The 26,665-nt window shown below is 68.3% G+C and carries 27 protein-coding genes and 8 pseudogenes; 27 read left to right on the top strand and 8 right to left on the bottom strand.

Going from position 1 to position 26,665, the window contains the following annotated elements; translation table 11 throughout:
- Positions 1 to 423: 423 nt before the first annotated feature.
- From ABT171_RS33145 to ABT171_RS42000, 3 genes and pseudogenes are all read left to right on the top strand, one after another.
- A pseudogene (locus ABT171_RS33145) lies at positions 424 to 1,039 on the top strand (alpha/beta fold hydrolase); the annotation flags it as partial.
- A gap of 505 nt (positions 1,040 to 1,544) precedes the next feature.
- A complete protein-coding gene (locus tag ABT171_RS33140; protein ID WP_351250085.1) occupies positions 1,545 to 2,666 on the top strand; it encodes a DUF6615 family protein in 1,122 nt (373 codons plus the stop codon).
- Between the two features lie 453 nt (positions 2,667 to 3,119).
- Positions 3,120 to 3,319: pseudogene (locus ABT171_RS42000) on the top strand (IS5 family transposase); the annotation flags it as partial.
- A 36-nt stretch (positions 3,320 to 3,355) separates the two neighbouring features.
- Here ABT171_RS42000 and ABT171_RS33130 read toward each other — a convergent pair.
- Positions 3,356 to 3,721 (bottom strand): hypothetical protein, encoded by a 366-nt coding sequence (locus ABT171_RS33130; RefSeq protein ID WP_351250084.1) that lies wholly within the window; start codon positions 3,719 to 3,721, stop codon positions 3,356 to 3,358.
- Between the two features lie 200 nt (positions 3,722 to 3,921).
- On the opposite strand from ABT171_RS33130, the gene ABT171_RS41995 reads away from it, so the two are divergent.
- Both ABT171_RS41995 and ABT171_RS33120 read left to right on the top strand, forming a co-directional pair.
- A complete protein-coding gene (locus ABT171_RS41995; protein WP_503077505.1) occupies positions 3,922 to 4,068 on the top strand; it encodes a hypothetical protein in 147 nt (48 codons plus the stop codon).
- A gap of 185 nt (positions 4,069 to 4,253) precedes the next feature.
- On the top strand, positions 4,254 to 4,457 hold the full coding sequence (locus ABT171_RS33120) for a hypothetical protein (protein ID WP_351250083.1): 204 nt from the start codon (positions 4,254 to 4,256) through the stop codon (positions 4,455 to 4,457).
- Positions 4,458 to 4,911: 454 nt separating this feature from the next.
- On the opposite strand, the gene ABT171_RS33115 is transcribed toward ABT171_RS33120, so the two are convergent.
- A complete protein-coding gene (locus ABT171_RS33115; protein ID WP_351250082.1) occupies positions 4,912 to 5,430 on the bottom strand; it encodes a winged helix-turn-helix transcriptional regulator in 519 nt (172 codons plus the stop codon).
- A gap of 99 nt (positions 5,431 to 5,529) precedes the next feature.
- Here ABT171_RS33115 and ABT171_RS33110 point away from each other — a divergent pair, with 99 nt between their 5' ends.
- The 3 genes from ABT171_RS33110 to ABT171_RS33100 all read left to right on the top strand — a co-directional run bounded on the left by ABT171_RS33110 (position 5,530) and on the right by ABT171_RS33100 (position 8,345).
- Positions 5,530 to 6,315, top strand: coding sequence for an SDR family oxidoreductase (locus tag ABT171_RS33110; protein WP_351250081.1), 786 nt, complete (start codon positions 5,530 to 5,532; stop codon positions 6,313 to 6,315).
- Positions 6,316 to 6,340: 25 nt separating this feature from the next.
- Positions 6,341 to 6,697, top strand: coding sequence for a nuclear transport factor 2-like protein (locus ABT171_RS33105; RefSeq protein ID WP_351250080.1), 357 nt, complete (start codon positions 6,341 to 6,343; stop codon positions 6,695 to 6,697).
- Between the two features lie 598 nt (positions 6,698 to 7,295).
- The gene (locus tag ABT171_RS33100) at positions 7,296 to 8,345 is read left to right on the top strand and encodes a threonine/serine dehydratase (protein ID WP_351250089.1); all 1,050 of its coding nucleotides are present in this window, start codon (positions 7,296 to 7,298) and stop codon (positions 8,343 to 8,345) included.
- 173 nt (positions 8,346 to 8,518) lie between these two features.
- On the opposite strand, the gene ABT171_RS33095 is transcribed toward ABT171_RS33100, so the two are convergent.
- Complete coding sequence (locus ABT171_RS33095) at positions 8,519 to 9,040, bottom strand: MarR family winged helix-turn-helix transcriptional regulator (protein WP_351250079.1); 522 nt, start codon at positions 9,038 to 9,040, stop codon at positions 8,519 to 8,521.
- A gap of 51 nt (positions 9,041 to 9,091) precedes the next feature.
- Between ABT171_RS33095 and ABT171_RS33090 the strand changes: the two genes are divergently transcribed.
- Positions 9,092 to 10,012 (top strand): EamA family transporter, encoded by a 921-nt coding sequence (locus ABT171_RS33090; protein ID WP_351250078.1) that lies wholly within the window; start codon positions 9,092 to 9,094, stop codon positions 10,010 to 10,012.
- Here ABT171_RS33090 and ABT171_RS33085 read toward each other — a convergent pair.
- A pseudogene (locus tag ABT171_RS33085) lies at positions 9,989 to 10,432 on the bottom strand (alpha/beta fold hydrolase); the annotation flags it as partial. The gene ABT171_RS33090 and the pseudogene ABT171_RS33085 overlap by 24 nt on opposite strands.
- A gap of 596 nt (positions 10,433 to 11,028) precedes the next feature.
- On the opposite strand from ABT171_RS33085, the gene ABT171_RS33080 reads away from it, so the two are divergent.
- A complete protein-coding gene (locus ABT171_RS33080; protein WP_351250077.1) occupies positions 11,029 to 11,823 on the top strand; it encodes an SDR family NAD(P)-dependent oxidoreductase in 795 nt (264 codons plus the stop codon).
- Positions 11,824 to 12,143: 320 nt separating this feature from the next.
- Here ABT171_RS33080 and ABT171_RS33075 read toward each other — a convergent pair whose 3' ends face one another.
- Positions 12,144 to 12,467: a hypothetical protein gene (locus tag ABT171_RS33075; RefSeq protein WP_351250076.1), complete on the bottom strand. Its 324-nt coding sequence runs from the start codon at positions 12,465 to 12,467 to the stop codon at positions 12,144 to 12,146.
- A gap of 493 nt (positions 12,468 to 12,960) precedes the next feature.
- Between ABT171_RS33075 and ABT171_RS33070 the strand changes: the two genes are divergently transcribed.
- The 9 genes and pseudogenes from ABT171_RS33070 (at position 12,961) to ABT171_RS33030 (ending at position 19,256) form a co-directional block, all read left to right on the top strand.
- Positions 12,961 to 13,194, top strand: coding sequence for a hypothetical protein (locus ABT171_RS33070; RefSeq protein WP_351250075.1), 234 nt, complete (start codon positions 12,961 to 12,963; stop codon positions 13,192 to 13,194).
- Positions 13,194 to 13,466, top strand: a complete 273-nt coding sequence (locus ABT171_RS33065; RefSeq protein ID WP_351250074.1) for a hypothetical protein — start codon at positions 13,194 to 13,196, stop codon at positions 13,464 to 13,466. Before ABT171_RS33070 ends, ABT171_RS33065 begins: the two co-directional genes overlap by 1 nt.
- A gap of 369 nt (positions 13,467 to 13,835) precedes the next feature.
- Positions 13,836 to 14,660 (top strand): ATP nucleotide 3'-pyrophosphokinase, encoded by an 825-nt coding sequence (locus ABT171_RS33060; protein WP_351250073.1) that lies wholly within the window; start codon positions 13,836 to 13,838, stop codon positions 14,658 to 14,660.
- Positions 14,661 to 14,912: 252 nt separating this feature from the next.
- A complete protein-coding gene (locus ABT171_RS33055; protein ID WP_351250072.1) occupies positions 14,913 to 15,203 on the top strand; it encodes a hypothetical protein in 291 nt (96 codons plus the stop codon).
- A gap of 465 nt (positions 15,204 to 15,668) precedes the next feature.
- On the top strand, positions 15,669 to 15,797 hold the full coding sequence (locus ABT171_RS33050) for a hypothetical protein (protein ID WP_351250071.1): 129 nt from the start codon (positions 15,669 to 15,671) through the stop codon (positions 15,795 to 15,797).
- Between the two features lie 528 nt (positions 15,798 to 16,325).
- Positions 16,326 to 16,781: a bacteriocin immunity protein gene (locus ABT171_RS33045; RefSeq protein WP_351250070.1), complete on the top strand. Its 456-nt coding sequence runs from the start codon at positions 16,326 to 16,328 to the stop codon at positions 16,779 to 16,781.
- A 590-nt stretch (positions 16,782 to 17,371) separates the two neighbouring features.
- The gene (locus tag ABT171_RS33040; RefSeq protein ID WP_351250069.1) at positions 17,372 to 17,713 is read left to right on the top strand and encodes a hypothetical protein; all 342 of its coding nucleotides are present in this window, start codon (positions 17,372 to 17,374) and stop codon (positions 17,711 to 17,713) included.
- 7 nt (positions 17,714 to 17,720) lie between these two features.
- Positions 17,721 to 18,490 (top strand): annotated as a pseudogene (locus tag ABT171_RS33035) (transposase).
- Between the two features lie 514 nt (positions 18,491 to 19,004).
- Positions 19,005 to 19,256: a hypothetical protein gene (locus ABT171_RS33030; RefSeq protein ID WP_351250068.1), complete on the top strand. Its 252-nt coding sequence runs from the start codon at positions 19,005 to 19,007 to the stop codon at positions 19,254 to 19,256.
- 187 nt (positions 19,257 to 19,443) lie between these two features.
- Here the strand turns inward: ABT171_RS33030 and ABT171_RS33025 are convergent, their stop codons facing one another.
- On the bottom strand, positions 19,444 to 20,073 hold the full coding sequence (locus tag ABT171_RS33025; protein ID WP_351250067.1) for a class I SAM-dependent methyltransferase: 630 nt from the start codon (positions 20,071 to 20,073) through the stop codon (positions 19,444 to 19,446).
- 118 nt (positions 20,074 to 20,191) lie between these two features.
- On the opposite strand from ABT171_RS33025, the gene ABT171_RS33020 reads away from it, so the two are divergent.
- Complete coding sequence (locus ABT171_RS33020; protein ID WP_351250066.1) at positions 20,192 to 20,716, top strand: Ku protein; 525 nt, start codon at positions 20,192 to 20,194, stop codon at positions 20,714 to 20,716.
- Between the two features lie 173 nt (positions 20,717 to 20,889).
- Here ABT171_RS33020 and ABT171_RS33015 read toward each other — a convergent pair whose 3' ends face one another.
- The gene (locus ABT171_RS33015; RefSeq protein ID WP_351250088.1) at positions 20,890 to 21,126 is read right to left on the bottom strand and encodes a chaplin; all 237 of its coding nucleotides are present in this window, start codon (positions 21,124 to 21,126) and stop codon (positions 20,890 to 20,892) included.
- Positions 21,127 to 21,393: 267 nt separating this feature from the next.
- A pseudogene (locus tag ABT171_RS33010) lies at positions 21,394 to 21,462 on the bottom strand (DUF6233 domain-containing protein); the annotation flags it as partial.
- A gap of 441 nt (positions 21,463 to 21,903) precedes the next feature.
- Between ABT171_RS33010 and ABT171_RS33005 the strand changes: the two are divergent.
- The 7 genes and pseudogenes from ABT171_RS33005 to ABT171_RS32975 form a co-directional block, all read left to right on the top strand.
- A pseudogene (locus ABT171_RS33005) lies at positions 21,904 to 22,422 on the top strand (SixA phosphatase family protein).
- A gap of 449 nt (positions 22,423 to 22,871) precedes the next feature.
- Entirely contained in the window at positions 22,872 to 23,873 is a 1,002-nt protein-coding gene (locus ABT171_RS33000) for an alpha/beta hydrolase (protein WP_351250065.1), read from the top strand.
- 420 nt (positions 23,874 to 24,293) lie between these two features.
- The gene (locus ABT171_RS32995; protein WP_351250064.1) at positions 24,294 to 24,614 is read left to right on the top strand and encodes a hypothetical protein; all 321 of its coding nucleotides are present in this window, start codon (positions 24,294 to 24,296) and stop codon (positions 24,612 to 24,614) included.
- Positions 24,615 to 24,769: 155 nt separating this feature from the next.
- The gene (locus ABT171_RS32990; RefSeq protein ID WP_351250063.1) at positions 24,770 to 24,895 is read left to right on the top strand and encodes a hypothetical protein; all 126 of its coding nucleotides are present in this window, start codon (positions 24,770 to 24,772) and stop codon (positions 24,893 to 24,895) included.
- 12 nt (positions 24,896 to 24,907) lie between these two features.
- Positions 24,908 to 25,195, top strand: a complete 288-nt coding sequence (locus ABT171_RS32985; RefSeq protein WP_351250062.1) for a hypothetical protein — start codon at positions 24,908 to 24,910, stop codon at positions 25,193 to 25,195.
- Between the two features lie 81 nt (positions 25,196 to 25,276).
- Positions 25,277 to 25,753, top strand: a pseudogene (locus tag ABT171_RS32980) (transposase); the annotation flags it as partial.
- A pseudogene (locus ABT171_RS32975) lies at positions 25,748 to 26,626 on the top strand (IS701 family transposase); the annotation flags it as partial. The pseudogenes ABT171_RS32980 and ABT171_RS32975, both read left to right, overlap by 6 nt.
- Positions 26,627 to 26,665: the final 39 nt, after the last annotated feature.

Raw genomic sequence — 26,665 nt, 5'->3', positions numbered from 1 at the left:
ACCCCCCGGGTCATCCGTTCGACAGGGGGGAACAGTCATGCCGGGCCCGGAGGCCAGCGGTCCTCTTACAGGACCGCGGAAAACATAACGGGGGGAGGGGCGGCGGCGGGCCCATCAGCATCAAGGCACTGTTCGAGCAGCTTCGGAGTGGGGTGCGTCTGAAGTGACACGCCCTACCCGGCACCCGTGGCCGGGGTCGCGCCCGGCGTGGTCGGCCTCATGGCCGGGCCTGTGGCAGGCCCCACCACGCCTGTCCCGCCCGGTCTGGAGCGGCACCCGGGCGGGTGATTTTCCTTCGCGTACGCGGGCGCCGTCCCAGCGGCGTGCGTCCAACTTGCCTATTTTGACCGAGCATTGACAGCTTTCCTAGTATTCAGTCATGTTCTCTGTCATGACTGGGGCGGGTCGCAGCCGCCCGTCGTCCTGCTGCACGGACTGGCCGGCCATACGGGCGAATGGGACGCGATCGCCCAACACCTGACCCCCCGGCACCGTGTCGTCGCAGTCGACCAGCGCGGACACGGCTCCAGCGAGCGGCCCCCTCATGACCGCTCGCACGCCGCGTACGTCGCCGATGTCGTCGCGGTCCTCGACCGACTGGACCTCCGACAGCCTGTTCTGATAGGCCGAGTCGCTCGGCGGCCACACGGCCATGCTCACAGCCGCCGCGCATCCCGACCTCGTCCGCGCGCTCGTACTCATCGGGGCCGGACCCGGCAAGACGAGTCCGGATGTTCCCCTCGTCGAGATCGGCAGATGGCTCGACTCGTGGCCGACCCCGTTCCCGTCGAGAGAGGCTGCCGTGGCGTTCCTCGACGGCGGCCCGGTCGGCGAGGGCTGGGCCGCCGGACTGGAGGAACGTGACGGCGCATGGTGGCCGCGTTTCGACCGCGAGGTGATGGTCGACTCCCTGGCCGAGAACGCCCAGCGTTCCTACTCGGACGAATGGACAAGCATCACCTGCCCGACGCTGGCCGTGCTCGGCCAATCCGGCATCATCGCTCCGGACGAGTGCGACAGGATGCTCCAGCAGCGACCCGTGGCCCGTGTGCATCACCACCGACCGCAACCGAAGCGTCCCCGGAAACGTCAGCCCGCCTGCCAGTCACGTAGCAGCCCCGTCGCTGTCAGCTTCCCCCTGAACGCCGTCACTTGCGCTCGGCCTGCCGTCAGATGCCACAACATGGGTAGAGATCTGCTCGCGGGCGTCTCCGGCGACAGATACCGCGCTCGCCCCCTGCGCGGGCAGATCACCCGTCGCAGAGACCCGCGTTGTGATTGCCTGTAGGCGGCACCGCCGATCGCCACCGATCCGGCGCCAGGCGCCTGTGCGCCGCCGTCGTCAGCCGTCACAAGCACCTGCAGGACGACAGCGACAACTACCAGCACCCCGAGTGCCACCGCACCCACCAGGGCCACGCCGGCTGATCCGTCACCACGTTGGTGACCAGCCCGGGCGTCGGTGCGGACGGCCGCGATCATCAAAGACCGTTGCTTGCCGTAGCCTTGCATGTGATCTGACACATGCAGGGAGGAGCGGCGAGTTGCTGTGTGGCTGTGGCGGGGACATCGCCGAGCACTTCGCCTTCTGCCCGCACTGCGGGATCGAGCTTCGCTGGTCCGCCGAGGCGCGCCGCAACGCTTCTTCATCGGCTGGCTCCCTGTGCCGGACGCTGCGTTCCTGCGCAACGAGGACGTTTGAGCGTCTGGCTGATGACCACTTCGCCGGGCCGGTGCCAGATGAAGAGTCCTACACCAAGTTCAACCTGCAAGACATCTACCGTCTGCACAGCGATCGCGTGGTGATTCGCGAGTTCCAGCGAAGCGAAGAAGCCCTCAACGGAGCCGACTGGGAATGGTGGTTCCACTCGGGCGGCCAGGGCTTCGGGATGCGGGTCCAGGCCAAACGCGCGAAGCGCGGCGGAGGCTACGAACTTGAGCACATCGTCCGTCGGACCGGTGCCCGACAAAGTGAGCTGCTGGTTCAGGACGCACAGGCCGCCGGCTGCTTCCCAGCCTACGTCCTGTACAACCACCGCAACTGGGTGGCGGCATCACAGCTCGGACAGGTGACCGACTGCCGCCACGGGCGCGGCGAACAGGCTCAGCTGGGCTGCACCCTCGTCTCGGCTTTGACCGTGCATGCCGTCCTGCGTAGCCGTCCTGTGAAAGCAGCGTACGTCCGGGATCGCAGCGTTCCGTGGCATCGCATCCTGTGCGACGCTCCCCGCGGCAAGCAGACCGGGCTCTCCATGGCCCACGCGGCGACCAGGCACCTCCATCAGCGGGGGCTGGACGACCTTCGCGCCGCAGTCCGCGCCGAGGCCCGCTGGGCGAGGAACCGGGACCGCTATGGGGCTGCCGCCCGCTACGGGCCCTGGGACGAGCCGGAGGAAGCAGGCGAGGACGGCACAATGGCTGAGCCTGACGTACCCGACCCGGATTTCCAGCATGCTGAGGACGAGGTGCTGGATATGCCAATCTACCGAGACGTTGGCGAGGTCCTGGCGCGACCGCTCTCCCCCTTGCCAGGCCGGGTGCGGGCCATGATCGAAGGCGCCGTCACCGAGCCGCCCGACGAACGCGCGGCTGGGGCTATGCTGATCGACCTCACGGACTGGAAGCTCTACAACAATCGAGGGCACCGCAGACCAGGCAACGTGTGATCACTCGGGGAGCGGAAAGCCTTGACTGTGATCTTGTGTCTGATCTCTGTATGCCTCTGGTCGGACCTCTGGTGCGGCCGCCGGCTGAATCAGGCACTCCGCAGTCAGGCCACGAGCGGGCCGCAGCCGGGTACCGGAGTCCACCGCCACCATAAGCCGCCCCGTCGCAAAGAGAGCTCCGGCAGGCCACGTGCTCTTGGCTGTACGAGCCCAACGCGCCCGACGAGCCCGAGAGCGATGCCGCGCGGTAACCGCGAACCGCAGAGCAGGCCGCCCTGCGCGCCTAACCGAAGGTCACGGCAGAGCGCGTCACTTCCATGAGGTGAGCCGATCACGCCTGATGGCCTGCGAGCAGACCGCAGGCCTCTCCACCTCTGCCTGGCGCAGCTGCAGGTATTCAGTATTCGCCTTTGGCCCTTCACAGTTCTGCAGCGGCTTGCTTCAGATGAAAGAAGGGTCCGCAACCGCAAGAAGCTGGGCGCCCGCGGTGGCCGACCGCCGAAGTTCGACAAGGCCGGCTATCGGGAGCGCCACGCGGTCGAGTGCGGGATCAATCGCCTCAAGCGCCACCGGGCCGTGGCCACGAGATACGACAAGCTCGCCGTCCGCTACGAGGCACCGTTACGATCGCAGTCATCAACGAGTGGCTGTGACGGTCGCGGCGCGGACATCGCGGGGCACCCGGTTCATCACACTGGTTCCCCAGGAGGCAATGGAGCCCAGGGAAGTGCTTCACGCCAGCCCGGCCGGCCGCGGGCCCACCCCTGTAGCACTTCGGCAACGGGCTCCACGGCGAACGCCTCGTGCGTACGCGGCACATGGGCGTGGAAGTGCCTATCCGGGCCACCGTCGCGGTATTCAACCTGGTAGCTGAGGTCGTCGTTGAGATAGACCTGCATGTAGTGCTGACCTGCCGGTTCGAGGTCGAGTCGCTCGACCACGACAAACCGCCAGGTCAAGCTCATGTCGGCCAGGAGATCGTGCAACTGATCGTCGGACGGGTCGTCCCACGACGTCCCGTCCCACTCGATCGCCCGCAGTACCGGTGTCGCCATGAGAGTGACTGTACTGGCTGATCACGCTGCCGACATCGGCAGGATGCCGCTTGTGAAACAGGCCCTTGGTGTATTGGTCACGAACGTTGTTAACGCGGGCCGGTCTTGATCGTGGCGAAGGCCCCCGTGTGTGGTGGAGGTGTCGAATCCTCACCGCACGGAGGCCTTTCGTGTCCACCGTAATGCCAGGCTGACCGTTCATGGCAGGCGACTGCTGGTCGAGCGTGTCCGCTCCGGTCGTCCCGCCGCCCACGTCGCCGCTGAGGCTTGCCGACCTCGGGCTCACCCGCATCTACCGGCCGCAGACCAACTGCGAGGATCTGAGCGCGTTCTTCTGGCCGGTCTGACCCACAGACCAACGGGCCGTCCGTGCCTTGTTGCCGATGTGTCGGCCGGCTGGGAGAGCGCATGCGGCTGCACCGGTGGATCGCCGGATGTGACTTGATAAGAGCCTGGCTCACAGCCTCATCGCAGTTGTGTCCCCGGCGCTTCATCGGTGCGGCTCCAGCCCCGCAGACGGCCAGGAGGACAGGTGCCCAGCAGCTTCTGCACGAGCATGACGCTCGGCGTCGACACCCACGCAGACGTCCACGTCGCTGCCGCCCTCGACCAGCTCGGCCGCCGGCTGGGCACGCTCGCTGTTCCCTCGGCTCCAGACGGCTATGCCCGCCTGGACTCCTGGGCGGCAAGCATGGGCATGATCGACCAGGTGGGTCTGGAAGGCACAGGCTGTTAAGGCGCTGGCCTGTCCAGGTGGCTGCGGCGGCGGGTCCATCGAGTCGTCGAGGTCAACCGACCCGACCGCCAGACACGCCGCCGCCGCGGGAAGTCCGACGCGGTGGACGCCGAGGCTACCGCATGAGCGGTGCAGGCCGGCACCGCCACTGCAATACCGAAGACCGGTGACGGTGCCGTCGAAATGATCCGTACTCTCAGAGTCGCCCGCCGCAGCGCGATGAAAGCCCGCGCTCAGGCGGTCAATCAGCTCAAGGCCCCGATCGTGACGGCCCCTGTGATGGGGATTCTTGGAAACGACCGGTGTCGCTCCTCGCCTCACTTGATCCAGTTCTCAACGACTGGGGAGGGTTGGCAGGTATCACGCCGGCGACAAGCCGGTGCCGCGAGGCTGGTCAGGTGCAGCCCGTGCTCGCGGCCCTGCTCAAGGCTGTACGAGGCTCTTCCGGGCGGACTTACGCCTCTTCCGCGGGAATGGCCGGCCGTGCCGCGTAGCGGCTGCGCATCGCGTCGCTGGCTGCGGGGCCCGCGGTGAAGACGTAGGCGGCGCTGTCGTCGAGTCGGCGGCCGGTCTTGGCGTCGACGACGACGGGCTCGACTTCCTCGCCGGTGTGCGCGTCGACGAGGATCATGCTGCGCTCCGTCGGCGTGAGTCGGGAGTTGCCCCACGCGGCGAGGGCGACGATCACCGGGCGCAGGGAGCGCCCGAGTTCGGTCAGGACGTACTCGTGCCGGACGGGGCTGGTCTGGTAGGGCCGGCGCTCCAGCAGACCGTCGGCGACCAGGGTCTTCAGCCGGGTGGTGAGCATGCTGGAGGAGATGCCCAGGTTCTCCTGGAACTGGTCGAAGCGGGTGTAGCCGTCGAAGGCGTCGTGGAGGATCAGCAGTGTCCACCACTCGCCGACGTGTTCCACCGTCGTGGACAGCGGGCACTCCCGGTCCTCCAGCCTGATCCGGCTCGCCACGGCGACCATCCCCTCAGTTACTGCTAATGTCGAAGTTAGTAGCTTCGATTTTAGCAGTCGAGACGGGAGCGGCGCCGCGCATACCCGCGCCCGGGAACGGAGCACAACGTGACCACATCCATCAGCGAATCCCTCGAAGGCCGACGCGCTCTGGTCACCGGCGGCACCAAGGGCACCGGGGCCGCGATCGCCCGACGGCTCGCCGAGGCCGGCGCGACCGTGCTGGTCACCGCCCGCAGCCGCCCCGACGACGTCGAGGAGAAGACGTTCATCGCCGCCGACCTGTCCACCGCCCAGGGCGCCGCCCACGTCGCCTCCGAGGTGGACGCCCGCGTGGGAGGCGTCGACATCCTGGTCAACAACCTCGGCGGCTCCGAGGCACCAGCAGGAGGATTCGCCGCGCTCGGCGAGGACGACTGGGCAAGGGAGCTGAACACGAACCTGCTGGCCGCCGTCCGCCTGGACCGTGCACTCCTCCCGCACATGATCGCCACGGGCAAGGGCGCGGTCGTGCACGTCACCTCGATCCAGCGCCGCATGCCGCTGTGGAACGGCACCCTGGCCTACGCCGCCGCCAAGGCCGCCCTGACCACCTACAGCAAGGGCCTGGCCAACCAGGTCGCCCCGCACGGCGTTCGCGTCAACACCGTCTCGCCCGGCTTCGTCCAGACCTCGGCCGCCGACAACCTCGTCACCCGGATCGCCCACGACGCCGGCATCACCCAGGAAGCGGCGCTGGGCCGGCTCATGGACTCCCTGGGAGGCATCCCGCTCGGCCGTCCCAACCGGCCCGAGGAGGTCGCCGAGCTCGTCGCCTTCCTCGTCTCCGACCGCGCCTCGGCCATCGTCGGCGCCGAACACGTCATCGACGGCGGCACCACCCCCACCGTCTGAACCCGCCACCACCATCAGGAGCGTCATGCACGGCAACCAGCCCCGGACCATCACCCCGGACGACCTGCCCGAGGTGATCACCCGCTACCTCACAGCGCACCGCGTCCACGACACCGCCGCCGCGGTCACGACGTTCACCGACGACGCCACAGTGATCGACGACGGCAACACCTACCAGGGAAGCGCCGCAATCGAGCGGTGGCTGGACCGATCCGCCACCGAATTCACCTACACCATCCGCCTCCGCCGTCCGCGTCCCCGGCTTCCTCGACACCCGCACCTGCCAGGCCGCGCTCACGGCGCTCGACCGGCTGCCCACCGCCGATTACGACCCGCAGCGGGTCCCCACCCGGATCGTCCGGTTCGGGCCCGCGCTCAATGACTACCGCGACCAGGAGGGGCGGCTGGACGCCGACCGGTACTGGCTTGCAGCGGAGACCGCTCGGGCGGCCTGGCACGGGGCCGGGTTACGCCCGGACCCGGTCGCCGTGGCCATGGCCCGGCTGGGCTCCGCCTGGGGTGCTGCCGTCGTTCCGGCCACGATCGGCGGCAGGGCGGTCCTCGGCGGCACTCTGCGGGAGATCAATGAGGGCGCGCTGATCCACTATGACGACGTCAACCGCGAGTTCCCCGCCGGATTGTTCGACCAGGAGGTGGTCGCCCAGCTCGCGTTCAACGTCTGGGTGGCGGTCCCCGAGGCGGGCGGGGCGACCACGGTGTGGCGTCACCGCTGGGAGCCGGCCGATGAACAGTACCGTGAGGCCTACGGCTACCGGACCGCCGCGGTCGGGGCCTGCCAGCACGTGAGGGTGATACCGCGGCTTGGTGACGGGCTGCTGTTCAACCCGGCGAACTTTCACGCGGTCGAGCCGAACCCGGGCGGGCGCCGGATCGCGTTCGCGTTCTTCCTCGGCCTGACCACCACCGGCCAGCTCATCGCCTGGTCCTCACTCCCTCTTCCACCCCGCAGGAGCAATACCGTGCACCAGCTGACGTACGGCGACATCAAGGCCGCCGCCGACCGGATCGCCGGACGCATCCGACCCGTCACTCTCGCACCCGTCGATCCCGGCGCGATCCGCACCGGCCACCGCGACCCCCTGGACGACCGCCCCGAACAGCCCTGCCAGGTGTGGCTGGCCCTGGAGTTCATGCAGCACACCGGATCCTTCAAGGCCCGCGGCGCCCAGAACTTCCTCCAGGCCCACCGCGACGCCGGCACCCTGCCCGGGGCTGGGGTGACGATCGCCTCCGGCGGCAACGCCGGCCTGGCCTGCGCCTGGGCCGCCCAGCAGCAGGGCGTCCCGGCCACCGTCTTCCTGCCCGCCACCGCCCCACAGGTCAAAGTCGCCAAGCTCCGCTCCTACGGCGCCGACGTCCGGCTCGTCGGTACCGAGTACGCCGACGCCCTGGCCGCCTGCGAGGACTTCGCCGCCACCACCGGCGCGCTCGCCTCCCACGCCTACGACCACCCGCTCATCGCGGCCGGAGCCGGCACCCTGCTCGAAGAGATCCACCAGCAGATCCCCGACCTGGACACCGTCGTGGTCGCGGTCGGCGGCGGCGGCCTTTTCGCCGGCGTCGCGACCGCCGCCCAGCACCACGGGATCCGCACCGTGGCCGTCGAACCGAACAACTGCCGCGCGCTGAACGCAGCCCTGCAGGCCGGCCGCCCCATCGACGTCACCGTCGACTCCATCGCCGCCGACTCCCTCGGCGCCCGCCGCACCTCCACCATGGCCCTGCACGCCGCCCAGCAGGACCGCGTGCACTCCGTGCTCGTGTCCGACACGGAGATCGTCCGCGCCCGGCAGGCACTGTGGGACCACCGCAAGCTGGCTGTCGAACACGGCGCCGCCACCGCCCTCGCCGCGCTCCCCTCCCCGGATCACCACGTGCCCGGCCGTGACATGCCGTCCCGGCCGGACATGCCGGCCAGCAGCTACCGGCCGGCCAGCGGCGAGAAGGTCTGCGTCGTGCTGTGCGGGGCGAACTCCGACCCCACCGACCTGGTGGCCGCCGGTCAGTGACCATCACACGCAGGGGAGCCGAGCGGGGCGCTCGGCTCCCCTGCGCTTGTCTCGGTGAACGGCCCCCAGCTGAGTGGCCGTTCCAGTGATCAATAGGACCCGGTGAGACGAAGCTGCACACGGCCTGTTGTGTCTGGCCCCCCAATGCACTGGTCACGGCCGGAGGGCGGCGGTCACTTGTCGGACGGATGCGGGATTTCCATGCGGGACAGCCAAGCTGTGAGCAGCCCTTCGAGTGCCTCGGCTTCTGCGGGCGTCAGCAGGTCCAGCAGGCGGCGTTCGTTGCGCATGTGGTCAGTGAACGCCCGGTCGATCAACTCGCGTCCCGGACGGGTGAGGGCGACGATCCGGCCGCGCTGGTCGTCGTGGGAACGGCGGCGGGTGACGAGTCCGGCCCGCTCCAAGCGGTCGATTCTCTTCGTCATCGCACCGGTGGTGACCATGGTGTGCGCGGCGAGTTCGCCGGGTGCCCGTTCGTAGGGCTCACCCGCGCGGCGCAATGCGCACAGGACGTCGAACTCTCCCTCGGTGAGGCCGTAACGGCCGTAGACGAGGCAAAGCTCCTCGGTGAGCTGGTCGGCCAGGCGGTGCAGCCGACCGATCACGCCTTGGGGGGTGATGTCGACGTCGGGCCGTTCGCGGCGCCAGTCGGCCTGGATACGGGCCACATGGTCCAGCGGTTGCGGGTCGTCCATGAACACAATATAGCTTCCCGGGAAGCTATATTGTCTTCCGTGGAAGCTAATATGCGATGGGTGACACTGACCGCTGTCGCGCCGGCGGCCTGGGGGACCAACTACTTCGTCACCCACGAGTTCCTGCCCGCCGACCGCCCGCTCTGCGGGGCGGCCCTGCGGGCGCTGCCCGCCGGCCTCATCCTGCTGGGTCTGTGCAGGCAGCGGCCTCGCGGCGCGTGGTGGTGGCGGTCCGCGGTGCTCGGGATGCTCAACGTGAGCGTGTTCTTCGTGCTCGTCTACGCCGCCTCCCAGCTGCTCCCGACGAGCATCGCCTCGACCGTCATGGCGGTGTCCCCACTGGCAATGATGATCATTGCTTGGGTACTGCTGTCCGAGCAGCCCGGCATCGCGCACCTGGCCGGCGCCGCGATCGGGCTCGGCGGGGTCTGCCTCATGCTGCTCACAGGGACCGAAGGAGTAAGCGTGCCGGGCGTCCTTGCTTCGGCCGCAGCCATGCTGGTGTCAGCATTCGGCCACATCCTGGCCAAGCGGTGGAGCGCCGATGTGGACGTGCTCGCCTCGACCGCCTGGCAGTTGACCGCCGGAGGGCTGTTCCTGCTCCCGGTCGCCGCAGCTGTGGAGGGCCCTCCGCCCGCGCTTTCCAGGTCGGCGCTCCTCGCGTTCGGCTACGTCTCCCTGGTCGCCACCGCGCTGGCCTTCACCGCCTGGTTCACCGGTCTACGGCACCTTCCCGCGGGAACCGTGGGCCTGATCGGACTGCTCAACCCCGTCACGGGCGTGCTGCTCGGCACGGTGGTCGCCGGAGAGGTCCTGACAGTCCAGCAGCTGTGCGGGCTGGTACTGGTCCTGGTCGGAGTCGTCCTCGGCCGACCCGCCCGCGCGGGACGACGCAACAGCACCCAGGGGCCTCCCCATCCCGCATCCGATGAGTGTCCCACCCACGAGTCATCCACCTGCAATCCCCGGTGAGGACAAGAGGCACGGGAGCCAGGGCTTCGCCGATGTCCCTGGACGGGCCAAGGCATTCGGACCACGGCAGCGAGAACAGTGCTCTTCGGTGCTTCGCCAGAACTCGCGGAGTGCGGTGACGAGGGCCTCGGGTGCCTCTTCGGCGATGTGGTGTCCGGAGACGATCGGGCCACCGACCAGCCGGTCGCCCGCCCAGTCGCGCCAGACGCTCAGCACGTCGCCGTACAGGTCGGCCATGTCGTCATGGGTGGCCCACAGGACCTGCAGCGGAGAGCCGATGCGTCGCCCGGTCTGCCGGTCGGCGTCGTCGTGGGCACGGTCGACACCGAGCCCTGCTCGGTAGTCCTCGCACATGGCGTGCACCGTGGCCGGGTCGTGGATCGCGCGGCGATAGTCCTCGTACGCTTCGGTGCCCATCCTGTGGTGTCTGAGACGTTGGGAGACCGTTTCCCCAGGCAGACGCGTTCCTGGGGGAGAACCTGTGACCCTGTGACATAGCTGGTAGGTGCAGCCCGCGACGATCACGGAAGGTGACTGTCACACTGTCGCGCCCAGGGGGTGTCACGCACCCCGTCCGGCTGTCAGGAGGGTGTCACGCAGCCGGCTTGGCCCGGAACCACGGGCCCGGACCCCGATCCAGGCCTCTCGCCTGATCAGCGTGACACGGCTCGCGTCCGGTTACCGTCCGCTCCTGAACAGACCGCCCGACCTAGTCCCGTCACCGAACCCTGATGTCCCGTCTCAAGCGATCTGTCCGGAGGCCATGCCTGTGAGCCTGGTGCGACCAGATCAGCTGAGACGGATGAACCCCTGTGAGCCGAAGGTGATCCGGTCCAGTGGATCCGGACGTTGCCCGCCATCCCGAACGATCTGGTCTGCTGGTACCGCTGTGTGGCCCTCAGCGACCCGGCCCGTGGCGATGGACCAATGTGTGATCCCGTGCGTGATACTGAATCCGACTTGACCATTTTCGGGTGATTTACCGGTCTCGACTCGCGGTACAGGAGTGCATGCCAATGAACCTGGGTCTCACCGACAGGGTTGCTGTCGTCACCGGCGCCAGCAAGGGCATCGGCTTGGCCATCGCCGAAACCCTCGGCCGCGAAGGCGCCCGGGTCGTCGCCGGCAGCCGTACCCAGACTCCTGAGCTCGCCGCACTGTGCGAGAGGTACGGCGCAACTTTCGTTCCCGTCGATCTGGGTGAGGCCCAGGGCCCGGGCCTGTTGATCCATGCCGCTGCCGAGCGCCACGGCCGGATCGACGTGCTGGTCAACAATCTCGGTGCTGCCCGCCCCCGCTCCAGCTTCCTGGACATCGACGATGCCGAGTGGCAGGGCGTCTTCGATCTGACCTTCTTCAGTGCGGTCCGCACCAGCCGCGCCGCATTGCCTCAGCTGCTCGCCGGCAATGGCGGAGCGATCGTCAACATCAGCTCCGTCAACGCCCGCCTGCCCTTCCCCATGGTCGTCGACTACTCAGCGGCCAAGGCTGCGCTGAGCAATCTCACCAAAGCTCTGTCGGAGGAGTTCGCCCCGCAGGGCGTACGCGTCAACGCCATCGCCCCCGGGCCGGTCCGCACGCCGTTCTGGACCGCCCCCGGCGGCTTCGCCGACGCCGCAGCAGCCGGCACCGGCAAAAGCGCCAAGGAGACCCTCGACAAGGTCGTGCCCCAGCAGATGGGCATCTCCACCGGACGGATCACCGAACCCCAGGAAGTAGCCGAACTCTGCGCCTTCCTGGCCTCTCCCCGCGCCGCCAACATCACCGGCGCGGAATTCGTCATTGACGGCGGGCAGATCAAAACCACCTGACCCGTCCCCAGCCCCGCCGAGCCTGGCGGAGGATCCGCGGATCTGCCCGCTCAATGAGACGGTCACCTGCCTGAGCCGTCTGTCGATGAACCCGGGGAACCACTCCTTGATCAGCTTTGACCAGTCGGCCTCGCTCATCGGCGGCCCGCCCGGGCTGATCCGCTTCCGCCGGCGCCAGGTACTTCCTGACCGTCTTGCGGTCACCCCCAGCGACGCGGCCAACTCGCTCTTCGACTCCGCGACGACCAGGTCCCTCGATCCCGACCTCCGCACTACCCATGGCCAATTAGGAGAATTCGGGATGGAGAATTATATGAAACTCAAACCGCCCAAGCTGGGGAAAACTTGATCGTCGACAGGAACACCTCCCAACCTGGCGCGCCCGTCTCGCTCACGAGCGGGGCGAGGAGCTGCCACCCGAGGACAAGGCCCTCAAGCTCGTCCGCGACGCTCTGGAACACCTCGACGAGGACGCCTTCACCGAAGACGCCGCCCGCTCTCCGGAATCCAAGGGACCCGCTGGCCGGGCCCTCCGCGACCTTCCCGAGCAGCAGCTGCGCCTGGTGCTCGGAGGCCGCAGCCTCTTCGAGGTCCTTAAACGCGGAACAACTCGACGAGGAGGCCCTCAGGGGCGTCCAGTCCATTGAGGACGAGCTGGGGGAGCGAGCCGTGGCCGCGTATCAGGCCCCCTGAGCGGGCACTGACCCTCACCGCTGTCCTGTACCAGGGATGGGATCGAGGCAACCCTGGCAGGGCTCTGACCGGCGCGATCAATGTTCGATGACGCAAACGCGCGTCCGCCACGCTTCGGTGGCACGCGGTCAGAGTTCGGTGACACAGGACAGACCTGTCTCATCACCCTCCTGTTCTCCCAGGCGGACATGCCTGTCTGTGTCACTGATCAGCTGATCTGTGTCATCGCCGACCGGGACCCGGGTGGACCCAGCAGCCGCCCCAGAACCATGGGTCCCTGGGTCCGAAACTGGTGTTTTCCCTGGTAGACACGAACGGGGCCCGTAGCTGGGTCCTCCTTGGTCCCGCCCGCTCGCACGGGCCGGTTCGTCCGGAGTGGTCCCCAGCACCCGGGGCGGCCGATACCGTGGGGGAGACGCCAGTTTCGCCCTTATGGAGTCCTTGATGAGCGAACAGCAAGCATCGGCCGACCACGCCCGGCAGCAGCTGGAGCCCGCGGCCGCCGACGCGGTCCGCGCGTACGCGGCCAAGACCCGCGAGAACGCCGACCAGCTCGCCGCCGTCCTGGAGGACATCGCCACCAACGGCCTGCCGTCGGTGGAGGACTGCACGCCGTGGGAGGAGCTGCGCGAGGCCCACCTCGCCCGGCTCGCTCGCCAGCGCCCGGCCGTCGCCTGATGGCCCCGCAGCACGGCCCGCGCCGCGCCCGCATCGCCTTCTCCGACTCCGCCGCCAAACAGCTGGAGAACATCACCAGCGAGGCAGAGATCCACGCCCTGGACCGCGCCCTGGTCGTCGTCTCCGTCGACCCCGACGTCGGCGAGTCGATCCCCGGGGACACCGTCGGCCCCCAGCTGCGCCAGTACACCGACGCAGTCGAAGCCGTCCGGGTCCTGTACTTCGTCACCGCGCTGCGCACCGTCGTGGTCGTCGCCTACATCGAGGTCTAGCCCGACCAGGCCGACCCTTGCGCCCATTCACCGCGCCTTCGGCCGGCCCGGACCTGCAGCCGACGGCCGGCCACTGACCCGTCTCACCGAACTTTGACCGATCTCACCGGACTTTGACCGGTCCGGCTGTTGGTCGGCGGGCGGCTGCCGCACCCCTCACGACGGTCTCTGGCTCGGCGGCTGGCCGACAGCACCGCTCCGCCGCACGATTCCGCCGCCGGACGGCGTGATCAGGCCAATGCCCGGTATCTGCGGCTGCTTCGCGGTACTTCTGCGTGCTTCCCCCTGTTGTCCCCGGCGACGATCACCGCTCGCCCCGTTCATCCGGTGCAGGCGGTGCCACGCGCCGAGAAGGGACACCACCGCCGAATGAGCACGCACCACCTGGGCCGGACGGCCGCCGTACTGACCGCCGCCCTCGCCCTGGCCACGGCAACGACCGGGCTCACCGCGTACGCCGCCGACCCCGCCGATACGACGGGCAAGCACACCACCGCCATGCCCAGCGGTGGCCGTGCGGGGCAGTGCGACGACGACCCGGACGGCTGGGAGCGCGACGGACTGTGCCTGAACGCCGCGGACAACCGCAAGGTCGACGGGTACCTTGCCCGCGCCCGCGCGGCGGAGCCGTCGATCAGCCGCGACGTACGGGCTGCCGCCGCCCTGAGCCACGCCGAGCTCGTCGGCTTCGACTACCGCCTCAAGTCCCCCGACTCCCTCAAGCGGAAGGTCGCCACCGACCTCAAGGAGCATCCGGAACGCAACACCGACGACGTCCTGGCGCGCCTGAGTGACGCGGTGCGCTACACCCTCCAATGGCCCGACGACCGCTACGTCACCGGTGCCACCATCGCTTCGCAGGCGCTGTCCGCCTGGGGCAGCGACACCACGAAATGGTCCAACACCTGGGGCCGCGAGAAGGGCTACAAGGGACTCAACACGGGCTGGCGCGCGCCCGGTTCACGACAGCTGTTCGAGGTGCAGTTCCACACCCCGGCGAGCAAGTCCGCCCAGGAGGAGACGCACAAACTATACGAGGAGGAGCGACTGCCCTCGACCGGCCCCGAGCGGAAGAAGGAGCTGCAGGACCAACAGGACGCGATCTTCGCCGCAGTACCTGTCCCGGACGGCGCTCCCGCCCTCGCTCCACCCGCCCCTCTGCCCCATCACACGGCTCTGACACCGGCCGCCTGACGCCCACTACGCAGCCCCGGCCGCCTGCCCGGGGCTGCCCTCAGTTCCCCCGCGCCACCCGGTGACCCGGCCGCGCTCCTGGAGGAGAGCTCCAATGTGGTGTCTCAGCGAAGCTGCACTGGTCTCACTGCAGATTGACGACCGGCCTGTTCTCATCTGAGATTCAGGTCACCTTTTCGTACCTGAGGCGTTAAGCCGATCATGAATAGGTTGCATTCCATCGCCAGGGCCATGGCGGCAGTTGGTGGGGCTGTGGTGCTACTTGCCACGTTCACCAGCCCCGCCAACGCGGCGGGCGGCCAGTTCCCCTACGTCAGGTTCGACACCGGGCCCCTGGACGCACTCGTCAACCCGCCAAACGGCGTGTGCCTGCAGCTGCCAGGTGGAGCAGCTCACGCGGGCAACGATACGGATGCCACCGCCTTCGTGTACGCCGACACTGGGTGCCAGCAACTGCTCGCCATCATCGGCGTCGGAGGCACCTGGGACGAGACGGGTCCGCCGCCGCTGCCCGCCCGCAGCGTGGCCTTCGGATCCGGCTGATCCGAACCCGCCCGATCCGTCTGCCCTCCCTCGGATCAGCAACAACGCCCGGCGAACGACAGCCTTTGCGAGCCGAGTCCGAGTCCGTGCGCTCGTTCAGCCGTCCTGCCGCAGGGCGTGCCGGTCGGCCCAGCGTGCCCGCAGCCGTTGGCGACGGCCTGGTGGCGGGGGTCCGCCGGGTGACGGCGCGGGGCCGGCGCGAAGCTGGGCGGCGCAAACCTCAGCGACGCGCAACGGCATCTCCTCACCCGTGGCCGTCCGCCCTCGGTGGTGCGCGTGGCCGCTATCCTGCTCCGCGCGCGCCGACACCCCTGTCCGAACCCGGCGGTGACCCTCGCAACGGTCCAGGAGCGCCTCGGCCGCCCGGGCCCTTCCCCGGCTGCGCGGGGAACGGATCGCCGACCTGGTGCAGGCCGAACCGGCACCCCCGAGGAGGGCGCCAGCCGCCTCGGCTACCCGACCGTGGTGCAGCGTACCGCCCTTGCCGGCGCCGCCACCGAACTGCGCGCCCGGCAGGTCCAGCCGTACCTGCAGCGCGTCGCCGACGTCCTGGTCGGTGCAGGCCTGGCCGAGGCTCAAGCCGTCAGGGTGTAGCGCCTGGACGGAGACTGCTCGCCGCGGCCGTGGCACTGAGCGGATCCGTAGCGCCCGCCCTCGTGTGGGACGGGCGCTACGGCTGGCGTACCGCCGTCAGCAAGCGGCACCCGATCGGCAAGGAGACCGGCACTCCGCCGGAGGGCGATGGCATCCGCTACCTCAGCGAGTACCGGCAGCCCGAGCCCGCCGAACTGCTTGCCGCACTCACCGACCGCCGGCACGGCGCCAGGCATCCCAAGACTGTTTACACGGGGGAGGCACGCTGCAGGGCTGAACTGCGCCAGCAGGAAGACGCGAGGGGCGATATCCCCGGCCAGCGGCCTGGACACCACTTTCGGTGTCCAGGCCGCTTCGTGTGGCCGGTGTCGGTCAACGTGCCTGGCTTCGTAGTGCGAGAACGCAGAGCGAATGTCGATGGGGCCTGGCATCGGTTCTTGATCGAGATGTCCGGAAATGTTGATGAGAACTGGCAGCGCCCAGAGGGCTCGGCTCGGGCGTGTCGGCACGGACGGACATAATGCGGCTGTGGACCTGAGAGCAGAGTTGTTGCCCCCGCCCGTGAGTCGGCAGCGGCTGGATGAGCTAGGCGCCGAGGTGGAGCGGATCGTTGACCTGCTGGAAGCCCGCCCGGAGGCGGCGGACGAGGCGATTGCTGCCTTCAACGCGATGACTGGGCACGATTACGTGGCTCTCAACTTCGCCGAGTACTACGGGAGCAGGAGTCTGGAGGAGTTCACGAGGGAGGCGGCCAGGCCGGCTCGCCCCGTGGTTGCGGACATCACCCGGGACGAGCTCGTCGAGATGGTTCGCAGACTCCTCAGGGCCGATCCGGAGAGCGACTACTATCTGCGGCTCCTGGAGGCGAACGTGTCGCATCCCAGGGTAAGTGACCTGGTCTTCCACCCTTCGGATGCCCTTAAAGATGTGTCTGCGGAGCAGATTGTCGACGAGGCTGTGAAGTACCGCCCGATCGCGCTCTGAGTTCCAGGTTGCCGTGGATGAGCGCGCACTCGCGGAGGAAGTTGGGCACCTGGTCAGGAGCGACCGTCAGGTCCCCGCTGCCAGCATCGGGAAAACTGCGCGCCCAGCGAGTGAACCATGTCCGACCCCCCACACCGTGGAGCGCCGGCTCTCGGGGCCGGCCAGGTCGGAGCAGTTGGCAGGAACGTCCTGCACGCACATCTGACCGTCATCACAACAACGAACAGGTCCACAGCCAGGCTCACGCTGCTACCCGATCACGATTCCTCCTGGCTGGTCCAGAACGTTGGCCCCCGCCGTCCGGGACTACTCGGTCGTGGAGGCGCTTGCTGTCGGTCACGGCGGTCTGCGCGAGGCCGCGGGCCGAGCAATTAGCATCGTCGCGAGGTTGGACGAGGAGTTCGAGCGACGGACCTTGCCGGATCCGCTGTCCCCTGTGAGGCTCGGCGCCGGCTGGTGGCACCGACGCCTGACGGGACGTCACGCTTCATCCCCGTCGCAGTCGCGGCTTGACATCAGCATTGGGAAGTCCCGTAAAGGCTGGTGGGACCGCCGCGACTCGGACCTTGCGCCTGTGGCAGCCTGCCGTCATGCCAGCCGAGCTGAGAGAACATGCGGGGCGTCACTACGCCATCCAGTTCCATTACGCCCTGCCCGACGATGCCTGGGCTGTGGAGCTGAGCGAGGCCGTGCCGGCACCAGCCGCGTGGGCCGAGGACCCCAGCGCCGAGAGGCACCTGCCTGGAGCCGCCTTCTTGGTGGCGTTTATCCCCGACGAGGATCCAGATCTGGAACCGACCGTCCACATCCACAGCCATGATGAGCACGTCATCCCTTACGAGATCATGCGCTGGTTCATGGAGCAGGTGGCCGAGCAGGTCGAACGCTGCCGCATCGCGTTCGCGCAGGACGGGCGGGAAGCAGTGGAATGATCTTGCCGTGGCTGGTGTGATCACGGCATCGGAGCCGTCCTGGATAGCCCCGTTCACCGGCTGAGCCCGCGTGCATTCGGGAGACTGGTGACGGTTCTACGGCGCGAGGGCGCGGATGCGGTCCGCAGGGGCCGGCCGTGGAGCCTTCCGTTGGAGGACCGGGCACTGCTGGTGGCCGCTTACTGGCGCACAAATTTGACGATGCGGCAGCTCGCTCCGCTGTTCGAGGTCTCGAAGTCGGCGGCGGACCGCATCATCGACCACCTCGGGCCGATGCTCGCGCTTCAGCCCCGCAAGCGATTCGCCAAGGGCACCGTGCTCATCGTGGACGGCACGCTGGTTCCCACTCGCGACCACTCCGTGACGGAGCAGTCGAAGAACTGCCGGTACTCCACCGCCCACCAGGTCGTCATCGACACGGACACCCGTCTCATCGTCGTGGTCGGCCGGCCTCTGCCGGGTAACCGGCACGACTCCTGCGGCTGGGGGGAGCCCGGCGCCAAGGCCGCCATCGGCAACACCACCACGATCGCCGACGGCGGCTACCAGGGCACCGGACTGGTCATCCGGCACCGAAAGGCGAAGGGGCAGGCCGAACTCCCGGACTGGAAGGAGGAACACAACAGGTCCCACAGGCAGGTCCGAGCACGCGTCGAGCACGTCTTCGCCCGCATGAAGACCTGGAAGATCCTCCGCGACTGCCGTCTCAAAGGCGACGGCGTTCACCACGCCATGCTCGGCATCGCCCGGATGCACAACCTGGCCCTCGCCGGATAGGCAAGCGGGCCGCACGGCGGTGCACCATGCCCGAGGCGACGAGAAGATCACTTACGGGGTGTGTCACTCAGGGGCTGTACGGTCGCTCGCGCAGCCTCGGAGTGGTGCCACCTCCCGCTCCGACTTACTCGCTGAACGGGGCTGCCGCGCCTGCACGGCATCTCCGACCCCTTCGTTCTGACGTTATCCACAGGCCCGAACGCCGCGCCCTGTGCTGCCCGGGCCGGAGACCGTCATACAGGAACCCCTTCCGTCACGGATGACAGCAAGAGGCCGTCCGCCCGCGCATCCCCCGTCCGCCTTGCTGCTTCGTCGGAGCCCGTGCCTGATCGCCTTGCACCGTCCCGGACCCCGTGTCGGGCCGCGACTGGGCAGGTCATGCTGCCGGACCCCCACCTCCGAGGAGTGGGACGCCTTCCTCGCCCACTTCGAACGACGCAAGCCCTCCGTCGGCATCTGCGCCCGCGCCTTCGGCACCTCCTGTATCCACGAACACGCCTGCATCCGCTGCTCCATGCTCCGCCCCGACCCTGCCCAACGCGCCCGCCTGACGGAGATCCGCGACAACCTTCTCGCTCGGATCACCGAAGCCGAACGCGAAGGACGGCCGGGCGAGATCGAAGGACTCGAGATCAGCCTCGCCGGAGCCCAGGACAAACTCGCCTTGCTCGATGCAGAGCAAGCCCGCACACGGCGAACCGTCGACCTGGGGATGCCCTCCTTTGCCAACCTCGCCGGACGCACCTCTACGGCCGACCAGCCGTGACCAGGACGCTTTTAGATCACTCGCCGCGCGAGCGCTTCATTGCGGCCGGTGAGCTGATCGCGGACGCACGCCAGGTCAGACACCGCAGGGAAAGCTCAGTCGACGCCATCTCATAACGTGACGCTTCGACCGAGCTTCATCCAGGCGGTTGATCAACACCACAGCGCCCCAGACCACGGGCCACGTTCTACGGGCGGCGGGACAGCACATGCGTGTCGAGGAAGCCCCGCTCGGACGCTGGGTCGTGGAGCAACCGCGCGAACGTGACGAGCCCGGCGCCAGCCAGCAACTCGGCAAACCGTCCCGTCGGCCAGCTATAGGCGGGCGCGACCTTGTGGTCGAAGCGGACCGGCTCCGGTCCCTCGGTCCCGAAGAAGGACACCAGGAGCAGGCCCCCTGGTGCCAGGACTCGCACCTGCTCCGCGAGCAGCGCGGGCAATTCCTCCGGCGGGGTATGGATCATCGAGTAGTGAGCCAGCACTCCGCCGAGCGCGCCGTCCTCGACCGGTAGAGCCTCCATTCGCGCTTCGTCGAACCGCAGCGCCGGATAGGCCCGCCGAGCGTGAGTGATCATGCCCGGGGAGAGGTCGATCCCGAAGGCATCCAACCCCAAGTCGTGCAGCATGGCCGTCAGATGACCAGGTCCGCACCCGACGTCCGCTACCCGCAGGTTCCCCGTATCACGTACGAACTCGGCGAAGGTACCGATCATGTTCCGTGCGAACGGCCGCGTCTCCAGGCGATTTGAGAACATCGACGCATACAGGTCGACGACCCCGTCGTAGGCCGCTCTGGTTTCATCTTGGTGTTCTAACACGGGAAGGAAGCTAACACCTTTGCCGTGCGCGGCCGTTCTCCGGCCTCGTACCGGCCCCTTCCGGGATTGGCGCCCTCGCCTGATCACGGGTCGCCCCGGTGGTTCAGAGAAGGCCAGCGTGCCGGTCAACGTGGTCGGCGCGACCGTGGCCGTCGCGAAGTACGCGTGGAGCAGCAGGGAGAGGCTGGGCCTGCTCCGTGTCCGTGACGACGTCCTGGTCCTGCACGCCATGCGCTGGCAGGACGAGATCCGCGACCCCACCGAACTGCTCCCGCCGCCGGTCGAGGTGTCCGACGCGGAGATCGACAGCGCCCTCGCCCTCATGGACACCATGACCGTGGACAAGCTGGAGGGCCCCGAGTTCCAGGACCGCTACACCGAGGCCATCGCCCAGATCATCGAGGCGGAGCGGGAGGAGAAGCCCCTCCCTGGGGTGCCGGAGCACGAGCAGCCGGCCCAGGTGCTCGACCTCATGGCCGCACTGCAGCAGTCGGTGTCGAAGGCCAAAGCCGCCCGCGGCGAGGACACCGGGCCGGGCGAGGTACACGAACTGCCGAAGCCGAAGAAGAAACCAGCGAAGAAGCAGCCCGCCAAGAAGGCCGCGGCGAAGAAGACGACGGGCCGTCCGCCGCGTAGCGCCTGAAGGCGTGTCCGGTGGATCGGTTCCTTGCCCACTGGACACGCCCCGGCACTGCGGAGCCGGACGGCGGCCTGGCTCGGCCGCCCCTGTGTCCGGCCTGTGTCCTGCATCATCCGGCGGGCGGCCCCAGCCACGCCCAGAGCGCCCGCCGTGAGACTGTTCCGGGCGGTTGCGCGTCAGTCGTTGACGCAGACGTTGCCGAACGTCGGGTTCAGCAGGCCGACGATGTCGATACTGTTGCCGCACGCGTTGATCGGCACATGGACCGGCGCCTGGATCACATTGCCGGAGACGACGCCGGGCGAGCCCACCGCTGCGCCTTCGGCGGCGGAGTCGGCGAAGGCGGCACCGGAGCCCCCGAGGATGGCTGCCGCAGCCAGGGTGCAGGCGGCGACGGTGGTACGGATACGCATGGTCCCTCCCATGGATAGTGGTCTCGAACCGGCGGTGCCAGTCGCCAGGACTGCCAAGAAGTGCCGGTTGCAGGGAAGAAGATCTCCGGCTCCGTCCCGGACAAACGATTCAGGCACCTGGTTCCATCGAACCGGTGATGACCTCGAATTGCGCTGTACAAAGGTCAGTTGAGTAGTCGCCCCACCGGACAACCTCTCGTCGAGGACGCCCAACTCGGTGTCCGGCCGGCATTGCGGGCAGGCCGCGACGCCCTCGGCCGGCGCCCTCAGTGCGGTCGATCGGTCGACACCTTTGCTGCGTCCTCCGGCGTTCCAGCAGCCGCCGACGTGGACCATACGGCGGCGGCGTCCCGGTTTGAGGCCGAGTTGCAGCAGCCAGTCGGGCACGGGCGGCCGTGCCCGCTCACCGCGCTGCTGTTCCGCCTGACGCTGTTCGGCCGCAGCGATCTGCTGCCCGGACTCGGTCGAGGGAGAGCACCAGCCAGGTCTCCAAGGTGCGGAGGCGCGGCAGGTCGGGCGGCATGTCGTTCACATGTTCGATTCTAGAAGGTAGGCTGCCCAGCGGCACCACACAGGGGCGCTTGTCCTTTGCCATCCGATCTTGACCAATTGACAAGTGACCTTGATCGGGCCCGCCGGGGCGTTGCCCCAGATGCGGCTTCACCCAGCGACTTGTGATGCGGTTCTTTCAGGTGACTGGAGCGAGTTCTGCCCCTGCTGGAGGGCGCGGATCGTTAGCGTCGAGCCGGCCGGGTTGTCGCATGGAGGGAGAGCGCCGTGACTACGGATCCGACGCGCAGGATCGTGCTCGTTCGTCACGCCAAATCGGAGTGGAACGACGAGGACGACCACGAGCGTCCGCTGGCGGATCGGGGGCGGAAGGACGCCCCCGTGACCGGTTGATGGCTCGCCGGCAGCGGCGTCAACCCTGATCTCGCACTCGTGTCGACCGCGGCGCGCGCCCGGGAGACCTGGAAGCTCATCGTCCCCGAGCTCGCCCAGCCTCCCCGGACCGTTTACGAAGACCGCCTGTACGAGGCCGGCCTCGCCGAACTCATCGCCCTGCTCAACGAGACCTCGGACGAGGTGGCTGACCTGGTGGTGGTCGGTCACAACCCCGGTATGCACGCTCTGGCGGACGCGCTCGCGGGTGAGGCCGACTGTGATCTCCTGGCTCGTATGAACCGCTCGGGTTTCCCGAGCAGCGCGGTCGCCATCCTCGCCTTCGTCGGCTCCTGGAAGTCGGTCGAGCACGGGGGCGCCCGCCTCGTCGCGGTCTGGGCTCCGCACGCCTGACCGTGAGGAGGTACGGCCGCTCATGCCCGAGGGGCACGCGTGAGCGGCCGTACCTCTTTGCAACCACTGGTGGCGTGCCGTTCCTTCGCTTCGGGCGGTCAAGATCACTTGGCAATCGGTCAAGATCACCTGTCACAGGACAGCGCTGCCCTATCGCAGTGAAGGTTGAGCGTTCTCACCGAACCTTGGTTGACGGCTTGTTTCACACCGAAGGTTGAGCGCGCTGGACAGAGCTGGGTCCTTGGATGGATGCGTTGGTCAGCGCGCGCAGAGCGGGCACGTCACTGATCTGCGCCGTTACCTAAGGATGACGGCATGTCTGACCGTCACAGGACCGTGGCTGGGGAGGCGCGTCGGACCGTGCTGTCGGTGGGCAGTGCGAGGAGCGCGATCGACAAGGTGTTGAAAACCGGATGATGCGAAAGGAGCAGGGGCGCTAGCGTGCGCGTATGGATCTTGAACCTGGAAAGACCGTGCCCGCCGTTCCCGTTCCTCTCGATGCCGAACTTCAGGTCGCTTATGACGCCTACCTGGCGGAGGAACCGGACTTGGCACCGATGAGCCTCGAGAAGCTGTCGGTGATCCGCGCGGAGGCCGACGCCGCAGTGGCGGCGCTCGAGGACCTCAGCCATGGCGGGCGCTTCACCGTCTTCCAGCCCTCGGTGCCCGGCCTGGACGGCGCCCCCGAGATCCCGCTGCTGGTGTGCACACCCTCCGGCGCGCCCGCATCGCGGCCGGCGCTCTACTTCATGCACGGCGGCGGCTTCTACTGTGGCGATCACCGCACCGGGCTCGACCAGATACTCGAGACGGCCGAGCGGTTCGGGGCCACGCTGATCTCGGTCGGCTACCGGCTCGCGCCCGAGCACCCCTACCCCGCCCAGATCAACGACGCTTACGCCGGTCTGCTGTGGGTCGCCGACCACGCGGACGAGCTCGGCATCGACTCGGAGCGCATCGTCGTCACGGGCTTCAGCGCCGGCGGCGCCCTCAGCGCCGCGCTCGCTTTGACCGTGCGCGACAAGGGCGGTCCCCGCCTGCTCGGCCAGCTGCTGATTGCCCCGCTGCTCGACGACCGCAACGACAGCGCCTCAGCCCTGCAGATGGACGACGTCGAACTCTTCGACCGCAGCCGCAACGGGTTCGCCTGGAGCTCGCTGCTCGGTGACGCCCAGGGCGGAGCTGACGTGCCGCAGTATGCTGCGCCCGCCCGCGCCACCGACCTGGCCGGCCTGCCGCCTACATTCATCGACGTCGGCTCCGCCGAGTGCCTGCGCGATGAGATCCTCGCCTACGCCGACCGGATCTGGCAGGCCGGCGGCGAAGCCGAGCTGCACGTGTGGCCCGGCGGAATCCACGGCTTCGACCGGAAAGCCCCCGAGGCGCGGATCAGCAAGGCCGCTGTCGCGGCACGCCGCAACTGGCTGGAGCACCTTCTCGCCACCAACTGACGGTCTCCTCCGGCGGTAGTCGGTCGCGGGATGGACAGCGTGCCGGCCAGGCGTCCCATAACAACGAGGTCGAGGAACGTTGCGCGGGACTCAGGCGGATGGCTGCGTGACACGGAGCCCTCCCAAGGTTCTGGACCAACAAGTGTCCAGCATCCCGGCTCCGTCGAACCCCGAGCGCATTACCGTAGACAGCCTCGAACGAGACGTTGTGGAGTTCACGTGGCAAGTGCTCCCAGCTGCGATGCTTTGATCTTCGGCAAGGCCGATCATCGCAGATCAGGGAGCACTTCTGCGTTCCGACATCAAGATCCGGACTTGCCTGGTGAACGCGTCAGGCTAGAAGCGATGCTGTGCAGGAGATGAGGGTTTGGCCCCTCGGAGTCACCCTACGGGGGGAGGCTCCAAACCACCACATGCTGCGTGAGCGGTGACGCGATCGTGGTGAGCGATGTGGGAAAGGCGCCCATGAGGTGTCAGGTAGGGACCAGCCGGGCGGCGGCCGGCACCGGCCTGTCGCCAGCGCTGATCGCGGTGTCGGCCGCGTCGAACCGGTCGAAGGCGGACCAGGACCCCTCCACGTGGCTGCCGCCCGCCGTCGGATACCGCTGCACCTATGTCACCGACTGGGTGGTGGACAAGACCCGCTGGGGCTTGAGCGTCGATGCCGGCGAACAGGCCGCGCTCGCTGAAGTCCTGGGCAGCTGCCCGGACGTGCCTGTCACCGTGACCCGGGCCCGCTGACCTCCGGTCCGCGCCCTGGTCGTTCTGCCCCGCGCCGGGCCCCGGGGCCGCGACGTCAACGCGGGCGATCTTTCCCGGATCGGTCCCGAACCTGCCGGAGGGGCTCCTGGTGTCGGCTCGTCAGCGTCCAGCCACCAGCGCCGGGGGAGAGCGGTATGCCCAGCAGGAAGAACCTCCTCGAGGCGCTGCGGGCTTTGCGCGACCACGAGGAGGCGGCCCAGCACGGCTGGGAGGGCGGGCCGGTTGTGTGGGCGGTCCGGCTGATGTGGGGGCTCGCGTGAGATCATCCGTCCATGAGTAGCGACCCGGAAGGGAGTGCTCTGGCGATCAATGTCACGATCCCGCAGGCCCTCCGCTGGACGGACACGCGACGCGGTGAAGCGTTCACCCTCACCACACTCAACGTCCGGCTTCTCCCGGACGGTCACCTCGCCGTAAAGGCCTATGGCCGACCCGTTGGTGGTGGTCGGGGCGCGTACGTTTCGTTCCCAGTGCCCGACAAGCCCGAACTGGCGTCCCTGGTTGCAGACGCTGCCAGCCGTGCCGGGAAGTTGTGGGCCGCCCATCGTGGTCTCGGCTGAGCTCAATTCGACTCGATGGCGGAAGGTGGCAGTGCCGGGTTTCACCCTCGCGGCGCGGCCGGTGAGGATAGATCTCCATTCATGGCGCGAGTGCAACTGACGGACATGGAATGGGAGTTCATCGGGCCGTACCTGTCGATCGGCGAGTACGGCCCGTATCCCGAGCGGTTACGGCAGCAGTTCGAGGATGTGATCTGGCGGTTCAAAACCGGCGGTCAGTGGCGGGGGATGCCGCAGGAGTTCGGTGCCTGGTCGACCGTCCACCAACCGCTTCCGGCAGTGGCGTGACGCCGGGGTCTTCGAGGCCCTGCTGGAGGGCTTGATCGCGGAAGCGGCGAAGCGGGGTGAGGTGGACCTGTCCCTGGTCGGCATCGACTCCACCACCGCGCGTGCTCACCACGACGCTGCCGGGATGCGCCTGAGCGAGGACGTCCTCAGCACACCGGAGAAGGCTGCCGCCGAGGAGGAGAAGGCCAGGTCAAAGGGGGCCGCATCGAAGAACAAAACGGTCAGGACGCCGAGACCGATCCCGAGCGGGAAGAGCGACGACGTATCCAGCGGAAGAACGGCTGGACCCTGGCGGAGGAAGCCGGCCATGCGGGCCCAGATCGCATCCACCGAATGCTGAACCGGATCGAGTGGGACGCCGATGAGGTACTCGACGACGTGCGTCAGTACGTGGTCGACAATCTCGGTGATCTCGATGCCGTCCTGATCGTGGACGACACAGGCTTCTTGAAGAAGGGGACGCGGTCGGCCGGGGTGCAGCGGCAGTACTCCGGCACCGCCGGGCGGACGGAGAACTGCCAGGTCGGCGTGTTTCTCGCCTACGCCACCGGCCGCGGGCGGACACTGATCGACCGGCGTCTGTATCTGCCCACCTCCTGGACCGACGACCCCGAACGGTGCCGCCGCGCCGGCATCCACGACGACGTCGGCTTCGAGACCAAGGTGGCCATGGCCAAAGCGATGGTCCGCCGCGCCATGACGGACAAGATCCCGTTTCGCTGGGTGACCGCCGATGCCGCCTACGGATTCAGCAAAGGCTGGCGCTCCGAGCGGGAACGGGCGGACGTCTTCCACGTCATGGCCACCACCCGCCACGACACCGTAGTCACCCGATGGGCGATCGACCACCCCATCCACGACCTGTTCAACGCCCTGCCACAGCAGAAATGGAAGCGCCGCTGCTGCGGCAACGGGGCCCACGGCCTGCGGATCCACGACTGGGCACGCGTCGAGGTACGGCCCTGGCACCGACCCGACCGCCGCCACTGGGTGATGGCCCGCCGCAGCGTCGCCCGCCCTCAGGAGATCTCCTACTACATCACCTACTGCCCCGCCGAGACCACACTCGACGACCTGATCCGCATCGCCGGCAGCCGATGGGCCATCGAGGAATGCTTCCAGAGCGCGAAGCAGGAATGCGGCCGCCTCGTCGAACGCCCCGAGCCCTCTCTGCGTGAGCAG

It is taken from the genome of Streptomyces sp. NPDC001851, from assembly GCF_040297165.1.
Lineage (GTDB): Bacteria > Actinomycetota > Actinomycetes > Streptomycetales > Streptomycetaceae > Streptomyces.
The sequence above is the reverse complement of the archived record's forward strand: the minus strand, read 5'-3'. Positions and strand labels throughout refer to the sequence as shown.

Excerpts from the sequence above, each read along its gene's own strand:
- ABT171_RS33000 (WP_351250065.1), top strand. The coding sequence starts at position 22,872 with ATGGATCTTGAACCTGGAAAGACCGTGCCCGCCGTTCCCGTTCCTCTC.
- ABT171_RS33130 (WP_351250084.1), bottom strand. The coding sequence starts at position 3,721 with ATGGCGACACCGGTACTGCGGGCGATCGAGTGGGACGGGACGTCGTGG.
- ABT171_RS33070 (WP_351250075.1), top strand. The coding sequence starts at position 12,961 with ATGAGCGAACAGCAAGCATCGGCCGACCACGCCCGGCAGCAGCTGGAG.
- ABT171_RS33015 (WP_351250088.1), bottom strand. The coding sequence starts at position 21,126 with ATGCGTATCCGTACCACCGTCGCCGCCTGCACCCTGGCTGCGGCAGCC.
- ABT171_RS33030 (WP_351250068.1), top strand. The coding sequence starts at position 19,005 with ATGCTCCGCCCCGACCCTGCCCAACGCGCCCGCCTGACGGAGATCCGC.
- ABT171_RS33095 (WP_351250079.1), bottom strand. The coding sequence starts at position 9,040 with ATGGACGACCCGCAACCGCTGGACCATGTGGCCCGTATCCAGGCCGAC.
- ABT171_RS32990 (WP_351250063.1), top strand. The coding sequence starts at position 24,770 with ATGCCCAGCAGGAAGAACCTCCTCGAGGCGCTGCGGGCTTTGCGCGAC.
- ABT171_RS33115 (WP_351250082.1), bottom strand. The coding sequence starts at position 5,430 with ATGGTCGCCGTGGCGAGCCGGATCAGGCTGGAGGACCGGGAGTGCCCG.
- ABT171_RS33040 (WP_351250069.1), top strand. The coding sequence starts at position 17,372 with ATGCCAGCCGAGCTGAGAGAACATGCGGGGCGTCACTACGCCATCCAG.
- ABT171_RS33090 (WP_351250078.1), top strand. The coding sequence starts at position 9,092 with ATGCGATGGGTGACACTGACCGCTGTCGCGCCGGCGGCCTGGGGGACC.
- ABT171_RS33060 (WP_351250073.1), top strand. The coding sequence starts at position 13,836 with ATGAGCACGCACCACCTGGGCCGGACGGCCGCCGTACTGACCGCCGCC.
- ABT171_RS33080 (WP_351250077.1), top strand. The coding sequence starts at position 11,029 with ATGAACCTGGGTCTCACCGACAGGGTTGCTGTCGTCACCGGCGCCAGC.
- ABT171_RS32985 (WP_351250062.1), top strand. The coding sequence starts at position 24,908 with ATGAGTAGCGACCCGGAAGGGAGTGCTCTGGCGATCAATGTCACGATC.
- ABT171_RS41995 (WP_503077505.1), top strand. The coding sequence starts at position 3,922 with ATGGCAGGCGACTGCTGGTCGAGCGTGTCCGCTCCGGTCGTCCCGCCG.
- ABT171_RS33075 (WP_351250076.1), bottom strand. The coding sequence starts at position 12,467 with ATGGACTGGACGCCCCTGAGGGCCTCCTCGTCGAGTTGTTCCGCGTTT.
- ABT171_RS33065 (WP_351250074.1), top strand. The coding sequence starts at position 13,194 with ATGGCCCCGCAGCACGGCCCGCGCCGCGCCCGCATCGCCTTCTCCGAC.
- ABT171_RS33105 (WP_351250080.1), top strand. The coding sequence starts at position 6,341 with ATGCACGGCAACCAGCCCCGGACCATCACCCCGGACGACCTGCCCGAG.